Here is a 16,775-nt window from a genome sequence, read left to right as displayed (position 1 = left end):
TTAACCCTCCCTGTTTTAGTTCATTATAACTTGGCTTTTATTCAAAGCCAGCTCGTTGGATATCTTTAAAATTTACTGACGCTACCATTGCTTTGGCAATTGACTCCTCATAAGGTTTTTTTAAAATGCCTACTTCGGTGATTATTCCGGAAATCAAGCCATTAGGTGTTACATCGAAAGCAGGATTCCAAACCGAAATGTCATCGGGAAAAATCTTGATGCCACCAAAGGTGCGTACCTCATCAGGATTTCTTTCTTCTATGGGGATGGCCTCTCCATCTGTTAAATCAATATCGATTGTACTTCTTGGAGCTGCCACGTAAAAGGGAATGTCGTGATATTTGCATAGCACGGCTAAATTATAAGTCCCAATTTTGTTTGCCGTATCGCCGTTTAAGGCTATTCTATCCGCTCCTACGATCACCAAGTCAACTGCACCTTTTTTCATCAAAAAGGCGGCCATATCATCACATATGACGATAACTTCCAGTCCTTCTATCCACAGCTCCCAGGAAGATAACCTGGCTCCCTGAAGAAGGGGCCGAGTTTCATCGCAGTAAACTTGAATCTCCTTTCCCATTTTTTGGGCTATTTTTAATATTCCCAAGGCGGTGCCTATGCCACCGGTTGCCAATCCCCCTGCGTTGCAGTGAGTCAATACGCGACATTTTTGAGGCAACATCGATTGACCGTAAATGGCAATTAATTTTTCTATTTGTCTTTCTTCTTCGTGGATGCCTTGGGCTGTTTTTAAAAGTTTGTCCTTGAGCAGTTTCTTGGGAACGTGAGCATCCCAGTCATCTTCCGTCGTTTTGTCTAGAAAGCTTGACACCGCGTTTTCCATTTTTTTTAGGGCCCAAAAGAGGTTTACCGCCGTGGGGCGTGTTCTTGAAAGACGTTCGATTCCTCTTTGAATCTCTCGTGGTCCACCCTCGCTTGCTAAAACTACGCCATAAGCGGCGGCAATGCCTATTGCTGGAGCTCCCCTTACAATCATCTTTTCAATGGCCTTGGCGACGTCGGTGCAGTTTGCGCATTTTACATATGTAATTTCAAAAGGTATTTTTCTTTGGTCCAATAAATATAAAAAACCATCATCCCATTTTATTGGATCAGGCATGGGCAACTGTGGTCACTCCTTAGTTTTCTATTTATTTCCCTTTGGGATGCAAGGATTTTACCTCGGTTTTAACTCTTCCATCTATCATGCATAGGAAAACTTTATCGCCAACCTCGACTTGATATATGGAAGTTATGGGTTTTTCCTCTTCAGATAGGCAGGTTATCCATCCTCTGGATAGTGACTTAAGGGGAGACAAAGCGTCTAGGGAAGCGGCTGCGTGGGTCAGCCTTTCTTTCATGTTGGCTATTATTTTGCTTGTGCTTTGGGAAAGGGTCTGTGCTTTTTGGGCTACTTCCAAGCTTACCGGATAAAGGTAAAGGTTTTTTATCGTATTTTGCAATCTAGTTAATTGCCTTTCGCACAAATTAAATTCCCTTTGACATCGATGCGCTGCAAGAGATACCAGTCTTGCCTTCATGTGGTAAGTTTGTTTGTAAATTTCATCACGATCAGGGAAAACTATTTCTGCAGCTGCCGAGGGTGTAGAAGCACGAAGGTCAGCGGCAAGATCGGACAAAGTCCAGTCTATCTCATGTCCTACTCCAGTTACAACTGGAAAGGGACAGGCCCTGATGCTCCGCACGACCCTCTCATCGTCGAAGGGAGCCAAATCATCACGGCTTCCCCCTCCTCGCACTAAAAGTACCGCATCAAGATCTTTGGTGGCGGTCAATTGCATGGCCCTTACTATATCTTGGGGAGCTTCTATTCCCTGAACCAAAGCGGGAAAAATGTATATTACACATTGCGGAAATCGCTTTTTAGCGACTCTAATGACGTCTTTCACGGCAGCGCCAGTTTGTGATGTTACAACTCCCACTTTGTTTGGGTAGGGAGGAAGTTTTCTTTTGATCCTGGGGTCAAAGAGCCCCTCTTTCTCGAGTCTCTTTTTGAGCTCTTCCTTTGCCCTCATCTGGGCTCCCTTGCCCAGGGGCAATATATTTCGCGCATACAATTGATAGGTTCCCTGGGGTGGATAAATACCAATATATCCTTGCACTATCACGTCGTCACCGGTTTGCGGCCAAAGAGGAACGTAGTTAGCGTTGCTTTTAAACATGACACAAGACAATCGGGCCTGTTTGCTGCCAATCGAAAAATAAACGTGGCCACTGTTATGGCGCTTAATTTCTATGATCTCTCCCTTTACGGCGATGTTCCTGAGTAAGGGATTGTTTTCGATTAAATCTTTAAGGTAAAATGTAAGCTCGTCAACGGAAATAACTTGAGAGTTCTTTGCCAGATCGTTAAGCAGAGGCATTTCCCTTGGCACCTTTATCCTCTCCTTCGGCAAGAGATCTTACGATCTTCCCTAATACTCCGTTGACAAATCTACCGGAATTTTCTGTTCCGAAACGTTTGGCCAATTCTATTGCCTCGGAAATTGCTACCGGTATGGGCACTACTTTGCTGAAAAGGCCCTCATACAGGGCGAGTCTAATTGCTTCAAGGTCAACCGTTACCATGCGTTCTGGCCGCCAACCCGTGATGTGCATCCTTATGAGATTGTCGATTTCCACCCTTTTCCCCCAAATTCCTTTGACGAGCCAAGTTGCATATCTTAAGACTTCGTCTGATTCCCCCTCGCACGGGAAAAGGGCGATCGCCTCATCGGGGGTTTGATCGCTTCTCATATCAAGGGCATATAATAACTGTAAGGCTATTTCTCTTGCCCTCCGTCGCTGTTGTTGAAGCAAAGACAAATCACCCTGCCTCCTGTCTAATGCCTTTTATCCATAAAGTGTGATATAAGATTGCTTAACTTACCACTTATGATTGCCTCGGCAACTACCCATCCTATCAGGCCAAATAATACGCAAAGGCCCAAGCCCTTTATGCCAAGTTGCGATATTCCTACTACTATTGAGACGGTTATTGCCCAAAATATAGGACGTTTTCTAAGTTTATCAATCAAACTCAAAAGGTCAATGTCCTCTCCCTTGGCAGCCCAAGATACTTGTACTTTTAGGCCCAAAGGAGCGAAAAGGTGATCCAGCTTTGCTTTTAATTGCTCTTCAGCTTTCAAATCTTTATCGGGCGGAGCAGCGATGACAAGACTTGCCACGCCCTCTTCTCCGAGCAATGTAGCATCTATCGCCCGATATCCGTCGGGCATGTTCATGTTTGCCAAGGATGTGATGGCATCTTTGCAAAGCCAAAGATCGCCCAGATTGCTCTTGTGCCAGTAATATTCCATAATTTATGTAACTCCTTTAAAGTGCCTTCGTGTGTGCATAATTTTTTATGATTATTAAGGCATAACCGTATCTTGATCTTGGGGTTTGTTTTCAGTGAAATGGATGCCTTGAACATGGACGTTCACGGCTTTGACAATGTAACCGGTATAATTTTCGATTTGATTTTTGATGGCTTCTTGCACATCCCAAGCAACATCCGGAATTCTGAGACCGTACTTCACGGAAATATAGGTATCTACGATTACCTCGTTGGGGAATCCTTCTTCTATTGTGATTTTAACGCCGCTGACTGGCCTCCGCCCCAAGCGCAAATTGGCGACCAGGCCTGAGCTTGCTGGCAACACGCCCGGCACGCTTTTTAAGGCTTCGATGGCCATTTGCGATATGACTTCCTCGGCTATTTTTACTTCGCCCTCAGGTTGGCCTTCTTTTAAATCAATCTTTTCTTCGCTCGCCTTTGCTTCAACTTCTTGTTGGCTGCTTTGTTCGTCAGCTGTTTGCGAATCATTCAAATATTTTTCTCTTTCTTCGTCCATATCTATCCCTCCATATTTGACTTCTTTTGGTCCACTAGTCGGCCACAATTGGGACATATCAAAAACTCTTCTTTTCCAAGGAGGTCCGGATTAAACATAAATTCATGTTCACATTCGGGGCAAATTGCCGACTCGTAATGGTCGATCAATGCCTCTTTGATATTAAAATCGTCTTCATAATATTCGCATAGATCCTCGAAGGCCTCTTTAAGGTTGTCAAAATCTGAACAAATTTTAGCACAAAGGGAAGTAAGTTTCTCAAGCTTCTTACTTTCCCCTTCAATTTTAGCACGTAAGGTTTTGATTTCACACAACAGTGCATCTAGCACCTTTATCCAGGTCTCTCTTGCTTTAGGGCAAGCATCGGAGGAAGATGTCTCAAGCAATAGTTCTCGAAGTTCTTCCACGCTTTCTTCCAAGCTCAAGGTTTATTCCTCCTTAGATTTATCCCTTTCAAGATATTCTCCCGTCCGAGTATCGACTAGCACAGAGTCTCCTACTTCTATGAACATGGGAACGGTTATGGTCAATCCTGTCTCGAGTGTAGCTGGTTTGTCACCTCCAGATACTGTGTCCCCTTTATAGCCTGGAGGAGTATCAACTACCTTTAGCGAAACCGTATTGGGTAAATCTACTCCTACGACCCTTCCTTCGTATAGCTTCAAGACCACTTCTAAGTTATCGCTCAAGTATGCAGCTTTTTCACCAAGAACTGAATCATGAATATATATCTGGTCGTAATTTTCCAGGTCCATAAAGACGTAATTGTCCCCTTCTCTGTAGATATACTGTGCCTTCCTCTCGTCAAAGATCACCCTCTCAAATCTTTCCCCTGACCTAAAAGACGTCTCAATGATAGCCCCTGAGGAAATATTGCGGAGCTTTGTCCTCACGATCGCTCCGCCACGACCCATTTTATGATGTTGGCAATCGATGATCTCCCATATACCGTCCTCCCACTTTATCATCATGCCTTGTCTGAAACTGCTCGTGTCCACTATTTGAGCCATATAATATCCTCCTAATTCATGATTTTATTAAATTTATCTTATACATGCTTGGCCATCTGTCAAGTTATAATGGTTTACAACAATTCTTTAAAAAACAGATCAATCTTTCTTAGGTCATCCCTGGCCAAATGCTTTATTACCTCACCCTTTTTGAAGACGATGATCCCATCGGGCGTCCCGGCGATCCCTATATCCGCTTCCATGGCTTCCCTAGGACCGTTTACCTCACATCCCATCACTGCTACCACCGTACCATCGGGCAAGTCTTTTATCAAAGGCCTTATTTCATCTACTACCTTTGGTACGTCCAAGCGTCGCCTTCCGCAAGTAGGGCAAGATATTATCTCCACTCCTTTTTTTCTGAGTCCCAAGGACCGAAGCAGGGCATATCCTGCTTTAACTTCTTCTGAAGCCGGCGCGGACAAACTGATCCTAAGCGTATCGCCAATGCCTTGAGCCAAAAGCAAGGCCAGGCCGGCGGCTGATTTTATGAGCCCTTCGGGCAGAGCTCCTGCCTCTGTTATTCCGATGTGGACAGGATATTGGGGAAAATGTTTGGCAAGCATCACATTTGCATCGATCGTTTCGCCTATCGATGTCGATTTGCTCGAAATTATAATATCTTCGAATCCCATATTTTCAAGAATTTTTAGCTGTTCTTCTACTGCCAAAAAAAGTGCCTTTGCCCTATTTCCTTTAGCTCGCGCCAATTGAAAGTTGTTTATCGAACCGCTGTTAGATCCAATTCTTATTACTGCTTTTCTTTCCCTTGCCAGGCTTATTAAGTTGGCAAGTCCATCTTTTGGCATATTGCCAGGGTTTATTCGGATGGCTTTACACCCGGCCCCCAAAGCTGCCTTGGCTAAATTGACATTGAAATGAATGTCCGCCATTATTGGTATCGTTGAAATATTTAAAATCTCCTTTAAAGGCTCAAGGCAGGTCATATCGGGAAAAGCTACACGGACTAGTTCGCATCCCTCTTCTTTTAGTGTATCTATTTCTTGCCCGCAAGCCTCGATGTTTCCAAGGGGCGTTTTTAACATGCTTTCCACCCTTACAGGAGAGTTTCCACCTATTGTAAGAGTTTCAATAGTTACAGTTTTCCTTTGCGTCAACACTTAGATCACCTACTGAAGATCCTGGTTATGTCCTGCCACGTAATAAGAGCAATGAGAGCAAGCAATACAACCATCCCGATAAAATGGACCTTTTGTTCGATGTATTCGGGCACCTTTCTGCGGAATATCATTTCTATAGTCACAAAAAGCAGCCTTCCGCCATCCAGTGCAGGGAACGGTATTAGGTTGAATAATCCCAGATTGAGGTTTATTATTCCAAGAAAGAATAAAAAGGTCCATAAACCGCTTCTCGCAGCCTCTCCAGCCATCTCGGCGATTCCCACAGGACCGGTCACGTAGATCTTTTGACCGCCGAATATCCACATGATAAGTGAACTAAATATGTTTTTGGTCATTTCCCATAGGTATTTTAATGAATACTTGAAAGCAGAAAAACCCTCATATCTGACCTGTGCGGGTCTAATGCCCAAAATATAGGCACCTGTCGTGGGGTCTAGTTTAAGCGTTACGTCTTCAAATACCAGCTGCCCTGCATCTGGGCGTTCTACCACAATCGTCAGGGGCTTGTCAGCATAAGTTTTTAAAGTAGAAGCCATCTCAAGCCATGTCGTTACCTTTTTATCGTTTATTGATAGAATTACGTCACCAGTACGAAGACCCAGAGATTCGGCGGGAAAGCCGGGCATAAGTTCGCCAATCCTTGCATGTTCCATATCGAGCACGCCATGTCCCCATAAAAAGAAGGTGGCAATTATTACGGCCAGCACAACGTTGGTTATGGAACCGGCAGCCAGTATAAACCACCTGCGCCATGCGCTTTGGGCGTTAAAGCTTCTTTCCGGATCCTCGGTTTCATCGTCCAGGGCTTCGCCCATACCCGCTAGCCTGACAAAACCTCCTATTGGAAAGATCCTGATGGACCAGAGTGTCTCTTTCCCCCTTTTTTTGAATATGGCCGGTCCCATACCAAAGGCGAACTCGAGTACTTGAACGCCTAATAACTTTGCTGAAAGAAAATGGCCAAACTCGTGGGAAACAACGCACACTCCTATTACTATTATGAAAGAAACTAAGGCAAACATAAAGCTCTATCTCCTTTCGCTAAAGAGGCGGCACAGTTTTCTTGCTTCGCAACGACCGAAATCCACGAGAGAAATAGCTTCTTCTAAACTGTTTATATCCGACGGTCCATTGTAAGATGAAAGCGTCTTTTCCAACAGGGGGGAAATATCTACTATAGATATCTTCCCTGTCAAAAAGGCTTCCACCGCAATTTCGTCTGCACCTACTACAATTGGCGGATAGGCATTGCCCATTTGTAAGGCTTTCCTTGCCAAAGTGTAGCAGGGGAATTTACTTTCGTCTATTTCCAAAAAATCCAAGTCACACTTGTTAATTCGCGGATGATAAAAGGCAGGGCTCATCTTCAGGCGCTTAGGATAGGACAAGGCAAAGCATATAGGGATTCTCATATCCGGTTTGCTCAAAAGTAATTTTGTACTGCCATCGCAAAATCGCACGCAACCATGAATCAATGAGGTAGGTTGAATTATGGCCTCTACCTTTTCAAGGGGCATAGAAAAAAGATAACAGGCCTCAATGATTTCGAATCCCTTATTAAGTAAGGTAGCGCTATCGACGGTGATTTTGGCCCCCATGCTCCAGGTGGGATGTTTTAGTGCATTTTTAGGAGATGTGTTTTTCATTTCTTCATAACTCGAATGTAAAAAGGGCCCACCCGATGCCGTTAGGATAATTTCTTCGATTTCATTTCTTTCTTCGCCCAAAAGGCACTGCCAAATCGCACTGTGTTCACTGTCAATAGGACGGATCTGATCGGGAAAGCTAGTCATTTTCATTATCCAAGGTCCGCCAACTATCAAACTTTCTTTATTGGCCAAAGAGACCTCGATTCCTTTTTTAAGCGCCGCTGCCAAGGCAAATATAGCTTCGGTTCCGGAAGATGCAAATACAATATGGTCAAGTTCTTCTTGAACCAGCTGCATTAATCCTTCTTGACCTGCCAAAACCTTTACGTCCTCGTAAACAGGGATGTAGCTTGATGCAGCGGATTTGTCGAAAACGACCAACAATTCCGGATGAAATTCCTCTTCTAGTTTTTTTAGTCCCTTTAAGTTTGATTTGACTGCCAACGCCGTGACCTTGAAAGTCTCCGGAAACATCCTGCATATGTCAAGGGTAGCTCTGCCAATAGATCCAGTGGCTCCAATGATGGCTAATCTCTTTTTGTTCAACTCAATATCACCTCAAAAACCAAAAATATCAGCGTAGAGTTAATGAGTATGCTGTCGAACCTATCCAAGAATCCTCCGTGTCCAGGGATTAGAGTGCCACTGTTTTTTACGCCCACTTCCCTTTTAAATAAAGACTCGTATAAATCACCTATTTGGCCGCCAACTCCGACCAAAGCACCCATCAATATCCATGGAAGTGGCGGTATTTTTAGGCAAAACGAAAGAATCACGGCACAAAAGAGACTTCCCACAAGGCCGCCTGCAAAACCCTCCAAAGTCTTTTTGGGGCTGATATTGTGCGCGAAGGGGGTTTTGCCGAACTTCCTTCCGATCAAATAGGCAAGCACGTCACAACTCCAAGTGCAAAGGAATAGGGAAAGTAACAACTTTCCGCCGAAGGGTCTTTGTCTCAGCATTACCAAAAACGACCATGGGAATACGATAAATATGAGCCCACTTGATATGCCGCTCATGTTTAACAAAGCGGAACTCTTACCTTGTGATGTTCTCCTGAATATTTCAATAGCTAAAGTAACATAAGATTGTAAAACTAACAAGACGATTATGGTCAAAAAGGATTGTCCCCTGAAAGCCAGGTAGATTATCACTGCGCCCACTATCAGACCGACACCCTTTGATACGTGGCTAAAACGGGAAAAGAGGTTGTAGTATTCCCACAGGGATGCCAGAGCTATGATTGAAGATAAAACAAACCACAGACGATCACCCACGTAAACTCCGCCAAGTATACAAATTACTATGATGGCGCCACTAATTGTGCGAATTTGCAGTTCGCTCATGAAGGTCAAATCCCTCCGTATCGTCTTTCTCTACTCTTATATTCCTCGATGGCTTTGCGTAACTCGTCTTCATTAAAATCAGGCCAAAGGACATCGGTGAAGTATAGCTCGCTGTAAGAGGATTGCCAAAGCCAAAAATTGCTTAGCCTCTTTTCTCCACTGGTCCTGATGATTAAGTCTGGATCAGGTAAATCTGGAAGATAAAGATAGTCTCTAAAATCCTCCTCATTTATCCCCTTTGCTTTGTCGTTATCCTTTGGACTTGCCTCCAAAATTCTGTTAACGGCATCTATTATTTCTTGCCTACCTCCATAATTTAGACATACTACAAGATCCAGTCTATCTCCTTCCTTTGTTTCGCCTTCTGCCCATTTAACTAGATCTTTTAAGTTGTCCGGCAAAAAGTCTATGCGTCCTGAAAAGCGCAGACGTATATTTTCCTCTTTAAGTTTTTTAATTTTACACCTTATGAAATATCGAAATAGACCAAATAGCCCATAAATCTCGCCTTTCGGACGTTTCCAGTTTTCGGTAGAAAAGGCAAAAAGCGAGATGTGTTTTACGCCCAACTCGAGCGCCGCAATTACGGTCTTTTCCACAGCTTTAACGCCAGCGTAATGGCCCATTATCCTGGGCAGTCGTTTTTGTCTCGCCCATCTTCCGTTGCCATCCATGATGATGGCAATGTGAGCGGGCACTACTTCTCCCTTGTTCTCCTTACTTTGTCCCACTGAGCCTTTACCTCCTGTATGTCCTGCCAGGTCAAATGTCTGGGGCTTCCGACCTTTCGCGATTGGTTTCTGAGCAAGTAACTTGGGTGAAACATGGGCATAAGTTTAATTCCATACCAATCAAACCACTTACCCCTTAGCTGTGTGATCCCTTCGTGGGTAGTTTTGAGCAACCACTTGGTTGGCGTATTTCCCAAGGTGACCAAAATTTTGGGTTGGACAAGTGAAATTTGAGCAAACAAATAATCGTTGCAGGCAGAGCATTCCTCCACCGAAGGAACTCTATTCTGGGGTGGCCTACACTTTATTACGTTTGTTATGTATACCTCTTCTCTTTCAATGCCCGCAGCGGTTAGGATTTGGCTTAACAATTGACCTGCGCGTCCTACAAAAGGCAGCCCTTGCATGTCTTCATCGGCACCAGGACCCTCTCCAACGAACATAAGTTCGGTCTTTTTTGCACCTTCTCCGAAGACACTTTGTGTCCTGCTTTTGCAAAGGGGACATTTCTCGCACCCTTTAACCTTTTCTTCTAGCGTCTCCCACGTCTCATCTATTTTTTGAGCTATCTCATTTTCAGTTAAAAAATGAAGTATTTTAGCCATCATTTTCCCTCCATCCCTCGATCAGCACGTTTATTTCGCCTATGTCCAAGCCGGTCAAAAGAGGCAAGACGATAAAAATCCTTCGTTGAACCTTAGCGCCTACTTCTAGAAAGGTGTATCTACCTGTTCTCACGGTCAGCGAGACGCTAATCGAGACCATCCCCTCATCTTCGGTCTTTACCTTGATGCTTTTGACTTCAACCACCTGAGAGTCCAGAGAAGCTACGTGCCTGGCGATTTGCTCGATGGCATAAGGGCCTATCTCAACTTCGCCGTAATAGCTAAAGGGTGGTCTTACAATCGTCTTTTCTGCTTCATCTGCTCCACCCCGCACATAAGCAGACCAAAACGTTTTAAGGCGACCTACAACTTTGCCGGCGAAATTGCGCCTAACTTGCACGTAAGCGACTGGTATGACGTGTTGTTTTTTAACGTGACGTTCCCTCAGAGCTTGTTCTATTTCTTCTCGCGTGGCAACTTCTTCTATGTAAATATATCGTTCAGGCTCTGGAAGCGATAGTCGCTTACATATTTTAAGGGCCATATCTGTAGAGGTTGCAACCACCAAGATCGTGCAAGGTGCCGCTTTTTCAAGAACTTTTTTAACTTGGATTCTGTGATCTGGAAACTCAAAAAGGGCCCTTCTGATGGCCCTTACCTGATTTTGTTCGGTCTTAGCGCTTTTTCCGCAAACGATCTTCCCATCTTTGATTAAAAGACCATCGTCTATGATGTAATTTGCCCCAAATTGCCTTGCTATAAAGTGTGTCCTCTGGCTTTTGCCAGTGCCTGCGGGACCTACGAAGGCAATGACTTTAAAGTCTGTTGTCAAGTCGCATCATCAACTTTCTAAAAATACCTACGAACTGCTCGTTTTCTTCAGGCAACCCGATGGATACTCTCAAGTAACCCTCCAAGCCTAAGTCGCTTGCGGGGCGTACTATTATTCCTTCTCTCAGTAACGCCTCATACATCTTACGTTCATCATCCACCTTTATTAAAATAAAGTTGGTAACAGTTTCCCTTACCTTTGCCCCCATATTAATAAGAGCTCTAGTAACCTTTTCCTTCTCGAGTAATGTTTTGTCTCTGATTTCCTCGATATAGTCATCTTCTTTTAAAGCGGCAATAGCCGCTGCTTGTGCTATTGAGTTAACATCGAATACTCTTCTCACCTTGGCGTATGCCTCTGTAATGGGCTTTGGAACGATACCATACCCCACTCTTAAACCAGCTAATCCATATATCTTAGAGAATGTCCGCAATATCAAAACATTGCCAATCTGATGAAACAGTTCTATTCCACAAAGATATTCAGGATCAGTCACAAATTCTGCATAGGCTTCATCGACGACTAATAAAATGTTATGTTTATTTAAGAAAGCCGAAAGTGTCATGAGATCGTAGCGTGGTAGGAAAAGTCCCGTTGGATTGTTTGGGTCGCATAAAATTAGCAGTTTAGTTTTGCTGGTACAGGCATCCATTAGGTCAGTTACGCTTATCCTCAAGTCTTGATCCACGGGAACTTCTATGCAAGTACTTCCACGAGCTAATGCGGCTAGTTTATAAAGCGTGTAACTTGGCTTTGCGATCACGACCTCGTCGTCTTCTTCGAGCAACGCCTGAAAAAGCGCAAAAGTTACTCCTTCGGTGCCAGTTCCAACAATCACCTCTTGTATGGAAACTCCTAACTTCTTCGCGATAGCCTTTCTTAGCGAGTAAGCTTCGGCATCGGGATAGCGGTTAACCTCACAGGATGCTTCTTCTATGGCTTCAATGACGCTACTGGGAAGAGGCCAAGGGTTTTCATTGGAACAGAGTCTAACTACATGAGTCAAACCCAATTCTCTCTTTAGCTCACCTATTGATTTTCCCGGTTTATAAGGCTCAACGTTCATTATTGACTTACGAATGAAAGTATCTATCCTCATGTTTACATCTCCCGCCGTTGGTCTTTAATTATATATCTTCCTTCGTGACTTCTGCTGCTCTTTCGTCAATCTGTGCGCCTATAAGGGTTAATTTCTCGACCATATTTTCGTAACCTCTTTTGAGATGTTCGACATTGTAAATAGTAGTTTCGCCCTCCGCCGCTAAGCCTGCCAAAACAAGGGCAGCGCCTCCTCGTAAGTCTGTAGCGTAGACCTCGGCCCCGATCAAATTTTCTTGACCATGGACTATCGCGGTATTGCCCTGAAGTTCAATTTGAGCGCCCATCTTTTGAAGCTCGCTTGCGTGCAGGAAGCGAGCTTCAAATATGGTTTCATGTATTATGCTTGTCCCATCTGCAAGGGAAAGAAGCGCCATCATCTGCGGCTGTAAATCCGTGGAAAAACCGGGATAAGGCATGGTCTTAAGCGTTATGCCATTAGGTCGTCCAGGGTTAAGCACGCGCAGGACATTTCCGTTATTTATTACTTCAATGCCAGCCTCGTCTAATTTAGCTAGCAGTGCGTTTAGGTGTTCAGGTATTACTCCCCTGATTGCAACATCACCATGCGTTATCACGCCAGCCAAAAGATATGTTGCAGCCTCGATGCGATCTGGTATTATGGTTATAGAGGCAGGATTCAATTCTTTTTTGCCTTTGATGCGCAATATACCTGTTCCTTCTCCTTCTATAACAGCTCCCATTTTTCTAAGAGCTCTGACTAAGTTGTCTATTTCTGGTTCCCTGGCAGCATTTTCAATCAGAGTTTCACCATCGGCTAATGCGGCCGCCATGAGTAGGTTTTCGGTCGCTCCTACAGATGGGAAGTCCAGATAAATTCTAGTTCCCACAAGTTTGTTTGCCTTCGCTATTACAGCACCTTTGTCCAGTGTTATTTGAGCTCCCATCTTGGAAAGACCCTTAAAGTGAAGATCCATGGGTCTACTGCCAATGGCACAGCCCCCGGGAAGTGGCAATATTACTTTGCCGCAACGGGCAAGAAGCGGGCCCAATACCAAGGAGGAAGCTCTCATCTTTCTTACGAGCGAAGGAGGCATCTCCCAGGCGAGTTCATCTTGTATCTCAATGGTCATGGTGTGATCATCACGATCGACTTTGGCACCTAAACTTATGAGAAGCTCACTCATGGTATGTACATCTAACAGTTTTGGTACGTTGCGGAGGCTAATCTTTCCGTTGTACAAAAGAAGAGAAGCAGCCATAATGGGCAGTGTAGCATTTTTTGACCCCTGAGCTATTACCTCTCCCCTTAAAGGACTTCCCCCTTTTATCGCTATAAGACCAGATTCCAAGCTTGCTTTCATCTTCTCTCACTCCCTAGAACAAGGCTTGTTTGCCTTTATATGTTCACTTAATATATCGACGATGATATCAGCAGCCTTCCCCTCGCCGAAGGGAAAACTTGCCTTGGACAAAAGCTTTGTTTTGAATTCGTCATCCTGCAGGATTTTAAGTGCAAGCTCGACGATGTTTGACGGTTGCCTTCCAGCGAGCAAAGCGGTTCCTGCACTTAAGGCCTCTGGCCTTTCGGTGACATCCCTTAAAATTAAAACCGGTTTTTTTAAAGTGGTAGCCTCTTCTTGAATGCCACCGCTATCGGTCAATATCAGGGTGCTTTTATCCATAACCCAGACGAAATCATCATACTCTAAGGCATCGCACAAAATGACCCTGGGATGGTAGCTCAAATGTTCTTGCCAAGTTTCTCTGACGAGTGGATTTTTGTGCATGGGTATTATAACCCAAAGGTCGGGGATAAGCCTTCACTATTTCCATTATAGCCTTGCAGACGGCTTCAAGAGGCTTGCCCCAAGATTCCCTTCTGTGAACCGTTACTAGCAAGAGCGGAACGTCAAGGGGCAATTTCTCCTTTAAAAATTTGGGATCCTTGTTCAGTTTTTTGACCATCATTAAGGCGTCTACCACGGTGTTACCGGTTACCCAAATCCTTGTTGGATCGCAGCCTTCTTGTACGAGGTTGCTTTTTGCCATTTCAGTAGGAGCGAACCAAAAGGTAGCAAGTTTATCGACCATAACCCTGTTGGCCTCCTCGGGGAAGGGAAGGTACAGATTACCACTTCTAAGCCCCGCTTCTACATGACCCACTTTAATTTTCCTGTAAAAAGAAGCTAAGGCCGATGCGAATGTAGTAGTAGTATCTCCATGCACCAGTACGATTTCGGGGTTTATTTCATCCAGCACACATCCCACCTTTGTCAATACAGCAGACGTGATATAGTCCAGGCTTTGTTTTTTCTTCATGATAGAAAGGTTGCAATCGGGGGTTATGTTAAAAGTTTTTAATGCCTGGGTTAAAAGGTCGGTATGCTGGCCAGTGGCCAACACGAAACAGGGCAGTCCTCGCTCCTTTAACTTTAATATCACCGGAGCCATTTTTATAGCTTCGGGACGAGTGCCTATTATACAACAAATCGTTGACATAAAATGACCTCCAGCTGTCATAATAATCTTGCAGGATAGGACGGGCAGCTTAAAAAATCTTCAAACTCAGAGTAATCAATATCGCATGAAAAGACACCATAAAAATCAACACCATAAAAGGATATAAACCTCTTCGAACAAGGCGATGATGTATGTGTTCTTTGTCTGGAGAAAATGGGGAAATACCCTTTGCGATCCTACGGAGTACAGCAAAGGACATATCTAAAAATGGGATCCCACCTGCTAAAGCTAAAAATACACAAAAGGAAATGAAAGATTTTGTCAAAGCATTGGATTCAAAAAGACAATACAAGAGCAAACAAGAGTGAGTAAATCCGAGTAACGTGCTTCCACCATCTCCCAAAAATGTCTTCGCCTTCGGGTAATTCCACGGTAATATGCCAAGTGTAATTCCAATCCCAAAAGCCCAAAAGATGCTTTTAAAAGTATAAAGAAAGATACATGAACTTATGGCGAAAATGCAAAGTGCCAAGCCATTCATGCCATCGATCATATTATAAGCGCTTATCATGGCGGCTATCCATATCGATGCAACAAGCCAACCCCAAAGGGGCAGGTTGCCGTTTTTATACAAGGGGATCAAAACTATGGTTGAGGCAAGCAAATGCAATGTGAGCCTCAAGATTGGTGACAAACTTTTCATGTCGTCCAAATATCCAACCATAAATACTGCACTTGCGCACCACGCAAAGAGCGTAAGATTGACGTCGATACGACCGTGACATAAAAGGATAAATAAAAGCAATCCGCTCCAAAGCACTATACCCCCTCCTCTAGGGGTAGCCTCGCTATGGAGCTTTCTTTTTTCGGGCATATCGATAATGTTATATCGTATAGAAATTGGTACGGCGATCTTTGTCACCGCCCATCCCCATATGAAAGCAAAAAGCATTGAGATTCCCATCTCGATCATGATCTTGTCATTTCGTTCCAAACAATCGGTCGCCAGCATCTCCCAATCCGGGCACTATGTAGCCATGTTCGTCCAGATGGTCATCTAGTGCAGCCATATAAATGTCGACGTCAGGGTGTGATTCCTGCACTCTTTTTAACCCTTCAGGAGCCGCTAGCAAGCATACCAAAGTTACCTTCTTTCCACCCCGTCTTTTTATCAAATCTATAGCCAAAGTAGAGGAACCCCCAGTGGCAAGCATTGGATCGACAATGAAAATATCTCTTTCTTCTATATCTCCAGGCAACTTGCAGTAATATTCAACAGGCTGTAGCGTTACTGCGTCTCTGTAAACTCCTATGTGTCCGACCTTAGCATTGGGGATGAGTTTTAGTATGCCTTGAATCATTCCAAGTCCTGCTCGTAAGAGGGGGATAACTGCCAACTTCTTGCCAGCGATCGTCTTGGCTTGCGCTTTTGCCAATGGTGTTTCCACCTCGATTTCCTCTACGGGTAGATGTCTGGTTATCTCATACACCATTAATCCGGCAATTTCTTCTACTAGCTCTCTGAATTCCTTGACGCTGGTTTGAACGTTTCGTATAATCCCCAGTTTGTGTTGTACCAAGGGATGATCTACGATTACCACCCGTCCATTTGAATTATTTATATTGCTTAAGAAAACCTTATCTTCATGTGCTTGTATCTTTTCAATGCGCCTAGAATGCCTGCCTCCTTTAAAGGGCGTTTCAAGCCAAACATCTATAATCTGTAAAGCCTCATCGATATTTATAACTCTGCCTCCCAACACCAAGATATTTGCATTGTTATGGAGGCGGCTCATCTTCGCCATGTAAGTATTGGTACAAAGAGCGGCGTATGCACCGCGAACCTTATTCGCTGCAATCGACATTCCTATGCCGGTGCCACATGATAGAATGCCGCGGTCACACTCCCCGTTGGCTACCATTTTCGCAGCCTTTATTCCGATATCAGGATAATCAACTGGTTCCTTATCTGAATCGGTCCCCAAATCCAACACTTCTATTTGCTCTTTGAATTAAGTATTGTTTAGCTGCATTTTTTAAAACGCAGCCGGCATGATCAGCTCCAAGAACGGCCTTCACCT

At 44.2% G+C, this 16,775-nt stretch carries 19 protein-coding genes and 1 pseudogene; all 20 read right to left on the bottom strand.

All coding sequences use genetic code 11. From position 1 onward, the window contains the following. Positions 1-37: 37 nt before the first annotated feature. The 20 genes and pseudogenes from mtnA to upp all read right to left on the bottom strand — a co-directional run bounded on the left by mtnA (position 38) and on the right by upp (position 16,773). Positions 38-1,120, bottom strand: coding sequence for an S-methyl-5-thioribose-1-phosphate isomerase (mtnA, locus tag AC5SXE_RS06780; protein WP_493917291.1), 1,083 nt, complete (start codon positions 1,118-1,120; stop codon positions 38-40). A gap of 31 nt (positions 1,121-1,151) precedes the next feature. Then, the gene (gene xseA / locus AC5SXE_RS06775) at positions 1,152-2,396 is read right to left on the bottom strand and encodes an exodeoxyribonuclease VII large subunit (protein WP_323721475.1); all 1,245 of its coding nucleotides are present in this window, start codon (positions 2,394-2,396) and stop codon (positions 1,152-1,154) included. Beyond that, positions 2,371-2,826 carry a transcription antitermination factor NusB gene (gene nusB / locus AC5SXE_RS06770; protein ID WP_303884312.1) on the bottom strand — a complete coding sequence of 152 codons (456 nt, stop codon included), beginning with the start codon at positions 2,824-2,826 and terminating at the stop codon, positions 2,371-2,373. The genes xseA and nusB overlap by 26 nt, the downstream gene beginning before the upstream one ends. A 17-nt stretch (positions 2,827-2,843) precedes the next feature. After that, positions 2,844-3,320: a hypothetical protein gene (locus AC5SXE_RS06765; RefSeq protein WP_493916987.1), complete on the bottom strand. Its 477-nt coding sequence runs from the start codon at positions 3,318-3,320 to the stop codon at positions 2,844-2,846. A gap of 54 nt (positions 3,321-3,374) precedes the next feature. After that, the gene (locus AC5SXE_RS06760; RefSeq protein WP_303884309.1) at positions 3,375-3,857 is read right to left on the bottom strand and encodes an Asp23/Gls24 family envelope stress response protein; all 483 of its coding nucleotides are present in this window, start codon (positions 3,855-3,857) and stop codon (positions 3,375-3,377) included. A 2-nt stretch (positions 3,858-3,859) separates the two neighbouring features. Next, positions 3,860-4,282: a hypothetical protein gene (locus AC5SXE_RS06755; RefSeq protein WP_493916986.1), complete on the bottom strand. Its 423-nt coding sequence runs from the start codon at positions 4,280-4,282 to the stop codon at positions 3,860-3,862. A gap of 3 nt (positions 4,283-4,285) precedes the next feature. After that, positions 4,286-4,867, bottom strand: coding sequence for an elongation factor P (gene efp / locus AC5SXE_RS06750; RefSeq protein WP_303884306.1), 582 nt, complete (start codon positions 4,865-4,867; stop codon positions 4,286-4,288). Positions 4,868-4,941: 74 nt separating this feature from the next. Further along, positions 4,942-5,988, bottom strand: coding sequence for a flavodoxin-dependent (E)-4-hydroxy-3-methylbut-2-enyl-diphosphate synthase (gene ispG, locus AC5SXE_RS06745; protein WP_493916985.1), 1,047 nt, complete (start codon positions 5,986-5,988; stop codon positions 4,942-4,944). A gap of 5 nt (positions 5,989-5,993) precedes the next feature. After that, positions 5,994-7,031 (bottom strand): RIP metalloprotease RseP, encoded by a 1,038-nt coding sequence (rseP, locus tag AC5SXE_RS06740; RefSeq protein WP_493916984.1) that lies wholly within the window; start codon positions 7,029-7,031, stop codon positions 5,994-5,996. Positions 7,032-7,037: 6 nt separating this feature from the next. Then, entirely contained in the window at positions 7,038-8,204 is a 1,167-nt protein-coding gene (gene dxr, locus AC5SXE_RS06735) for a 1-deoxy-D-xylulose-5-phosphate reductoisomerase (RefSeq protein WP_493916983.1), read from the bottom strand. Then, positions 8,201-9,004, bottom strand: a complete 804-nt coding sequence (locus tag AC5SXE_RS06730) for a phosphatidate cytidylyltransferase (protein ID WP_323721469.1) — start codon at positions 9,002-9,004, stop codon at positions 8,201-8,203. The genes dxr and AC5SXE_RS06730 overlap by 4 nt, the downstream gene beginning before the upstream one ends. 5 nt (positions 9,005-9,009) lie before the next feature. Then, a complete protein-coding gene (gene uppS / locus AC5SXE_RS06725; protein WP_323721468.1) occupies positions 9,010-9,735 on the bottom strand; it encodes an undecaprenyl pyrophosphate synthase in 726 nt (241 codons plus the stop codon). Further along, on the bottom strand, positions 9,702-10,340 hold the full coding sequence (locus AC5SXE_RS06720; protein WP_493916982.1) for a uracil-DNA glycosylase: 639 nt from the start codon (positions 10,338-10,340) through the stop codon (positions 9,702-9,704). Before AC5SXE_RS06720 ends, uppS begins: the two co-directional genes overlap by 34 nt. Beyond that, entirely contained in the window at positions 10,333-11,172 is an 840-nt protein-coding gene (locus AC5SXE_RS06715; protein ID WP_493916981.1) for an Asp23/Gls24 family envelope stress response protein, read from the bottom strand. Before AC5SXE_RS06715 ends, AC5SXE_RS06720 begins: the two co-directional genes overlap by 8 nt. Beyond that, positions 11,156-12,271: a histidinol-phosphate transaminase gene (gene hisC, locus AC5SXE_RS06710; protein ID WP_493916980.1), complete on the bottom strand. Its 1,116-nt coding sequence runs from the start codon at positions 12,269-12,271 to the stop codon at positions 11,156-11,158. The genes AC5SXE_RS06715 and hisC overlap by 17 nt, the downstream gene beginning before the upstream one ends. Positions 12,272-12,299: 28 nt before the next feature. Next, complete coding sequence (gene murA, locus AC5SXE_RS06705) at positions 12,300-13,595, bottom strand: UDP-N-acetylglucosamine 1-carboxyvinyltransferase (RefSeq protein ID WP_493916979.1); 1,296 nt, start codon at positions 13,593-13,595, stop codon at positions 12,300-12,302. A gap of 6 nt (positions 13,596-13,601) precedes the next feature. Beyond that, entirely contained in the window at positions 13,602-14,021 is a 420-nt protein-coding gene (locus tag AC5SXE_RS06700; protein WP_493916978.1) for a UDP-N-acetylglucosamine 2-epimerase, read from the bottom strand. Further along, positions 13,933-14,733 carry a non-hydrolyzing UDP-N-acetylglucosamine 2-epimerase gene (gene wecB / locus AC5SXE_RS06695; RefSeq protein WP_493916977.1) on the bottom strand — a complete coding sequence of 267 codons (801 nt, stop codon included), beginning with the start codon at positions 14,731-14,733 and terminating at the stop codon, positions 13,933-13,935. The genes AC5SXE_RS06700 and wecB overlap by 89 nt, the downstream gene beginning before the upstream one ends. Positions 14,734-14,782: 49 nt before the next feature. After that, positions 14,783-15,688: a glycosyltransferase family 4 protein gene (locus AC5SXE_RS06690; protein WP_493916976.1), complete on the bottom strand. Its 906-nt coding sequence runs from the start codon at positions 15,686-15,688 to the stop codon at positions 14,783-14,785. Further along, a pseudogene (gene upp, locus AC5SXE_RS06685) lies at positions 15,675-16,773 on the bottom strand (uracil phosphoribosyltransferase). The gene AC5SXE_RS06690 and the pseudogene upp overlap by 14 nt, the downstream one beginning before the upstream one ends. Between the last annotated feature and the right edge of the window lie 2 nt (positions 16,774-16,775).

This window comes from Acetomicrobium sp., assembly GCF_059026225.1.
The sequence above is the reverse complement of the archived record's forward strand: the minus strand, read 5'-3'. Positions and strand labels throughout refer to the sequence as shown.

Coding starts and splice junctions, on each gene's coding strand:
- mtnA (WP_493917291.1), bottom strand. CDS start 1,120: ATGCCTGATCCAATAAAATGGGATGATGGTTTTTTATATTTATTGGAC.
- AC5SXE_RS06765 (WP_493916987.1), bottom strand. CDS start 3,320: ATGGAATATTACTGGCACAAGAGCAATCTGGGCGATCTTTGGCTTTGC.
- AC5SXE_RS06760 (WP_303884309.1), bottom strand. CDS start 3,857: ATGGACGAAGAAAGAGAAAAATATTTGAATGATTCGCAAACAGCTGAC.
- efp (WP_303884306.1), bottom strand. CDS start 4,867: ATGGCTCAAATAGTGGACACGAGCAGTTTCAGACAAGGCATGATGATA.
- rseP (WP_493916984.1), bottom strand. CDS start 7,031: ATGTTTGCCTTAGTTTCTTTCATAATAGTAATAGGAGTGTGCGTTGTT.
- AC5SXE_RS06730 (WP_323721469.1), bottom strand. CDS start 9,004: ATGAGCGAACTGCAAATTCGCACAATTAGTGGCGCCATCATAGTAATT.
- AC5SXE_RS06720 (WP_493916982.1), bottom strand. CDS start 10,340: ATGGCTAAAATACTTCATTTTTTAACTGAAAATGAGATAGCTCAAAAA.
- hisC (WP_493916980.1), bottom strand. CDS start 12,271: ATGAGGATAGATACTTTCATTCGTAAGTCAATAATGAACGTTGAGCCT.
- murA (WP_493916979.1), bottom strand. CDS start 13,595: ATGAAAGCAAGCTTGGAATCTGGTCTTATAGCGATAAAAGGGGGAAGT.
- AC5SXE_RS06700 (WP_493916978.1), bottom strand. CDS start 14,021: ATGCACAAAAATCCACTCGTCAGAGAAACTTGGCAAGAACATTTGAGC.
- wecB (WP_493916977.1), bottom strand. CDS start 14,733: ATGTCAACGATTTGTTGTATAATAGGCACTCGTCCCGAAGCTATAAAA.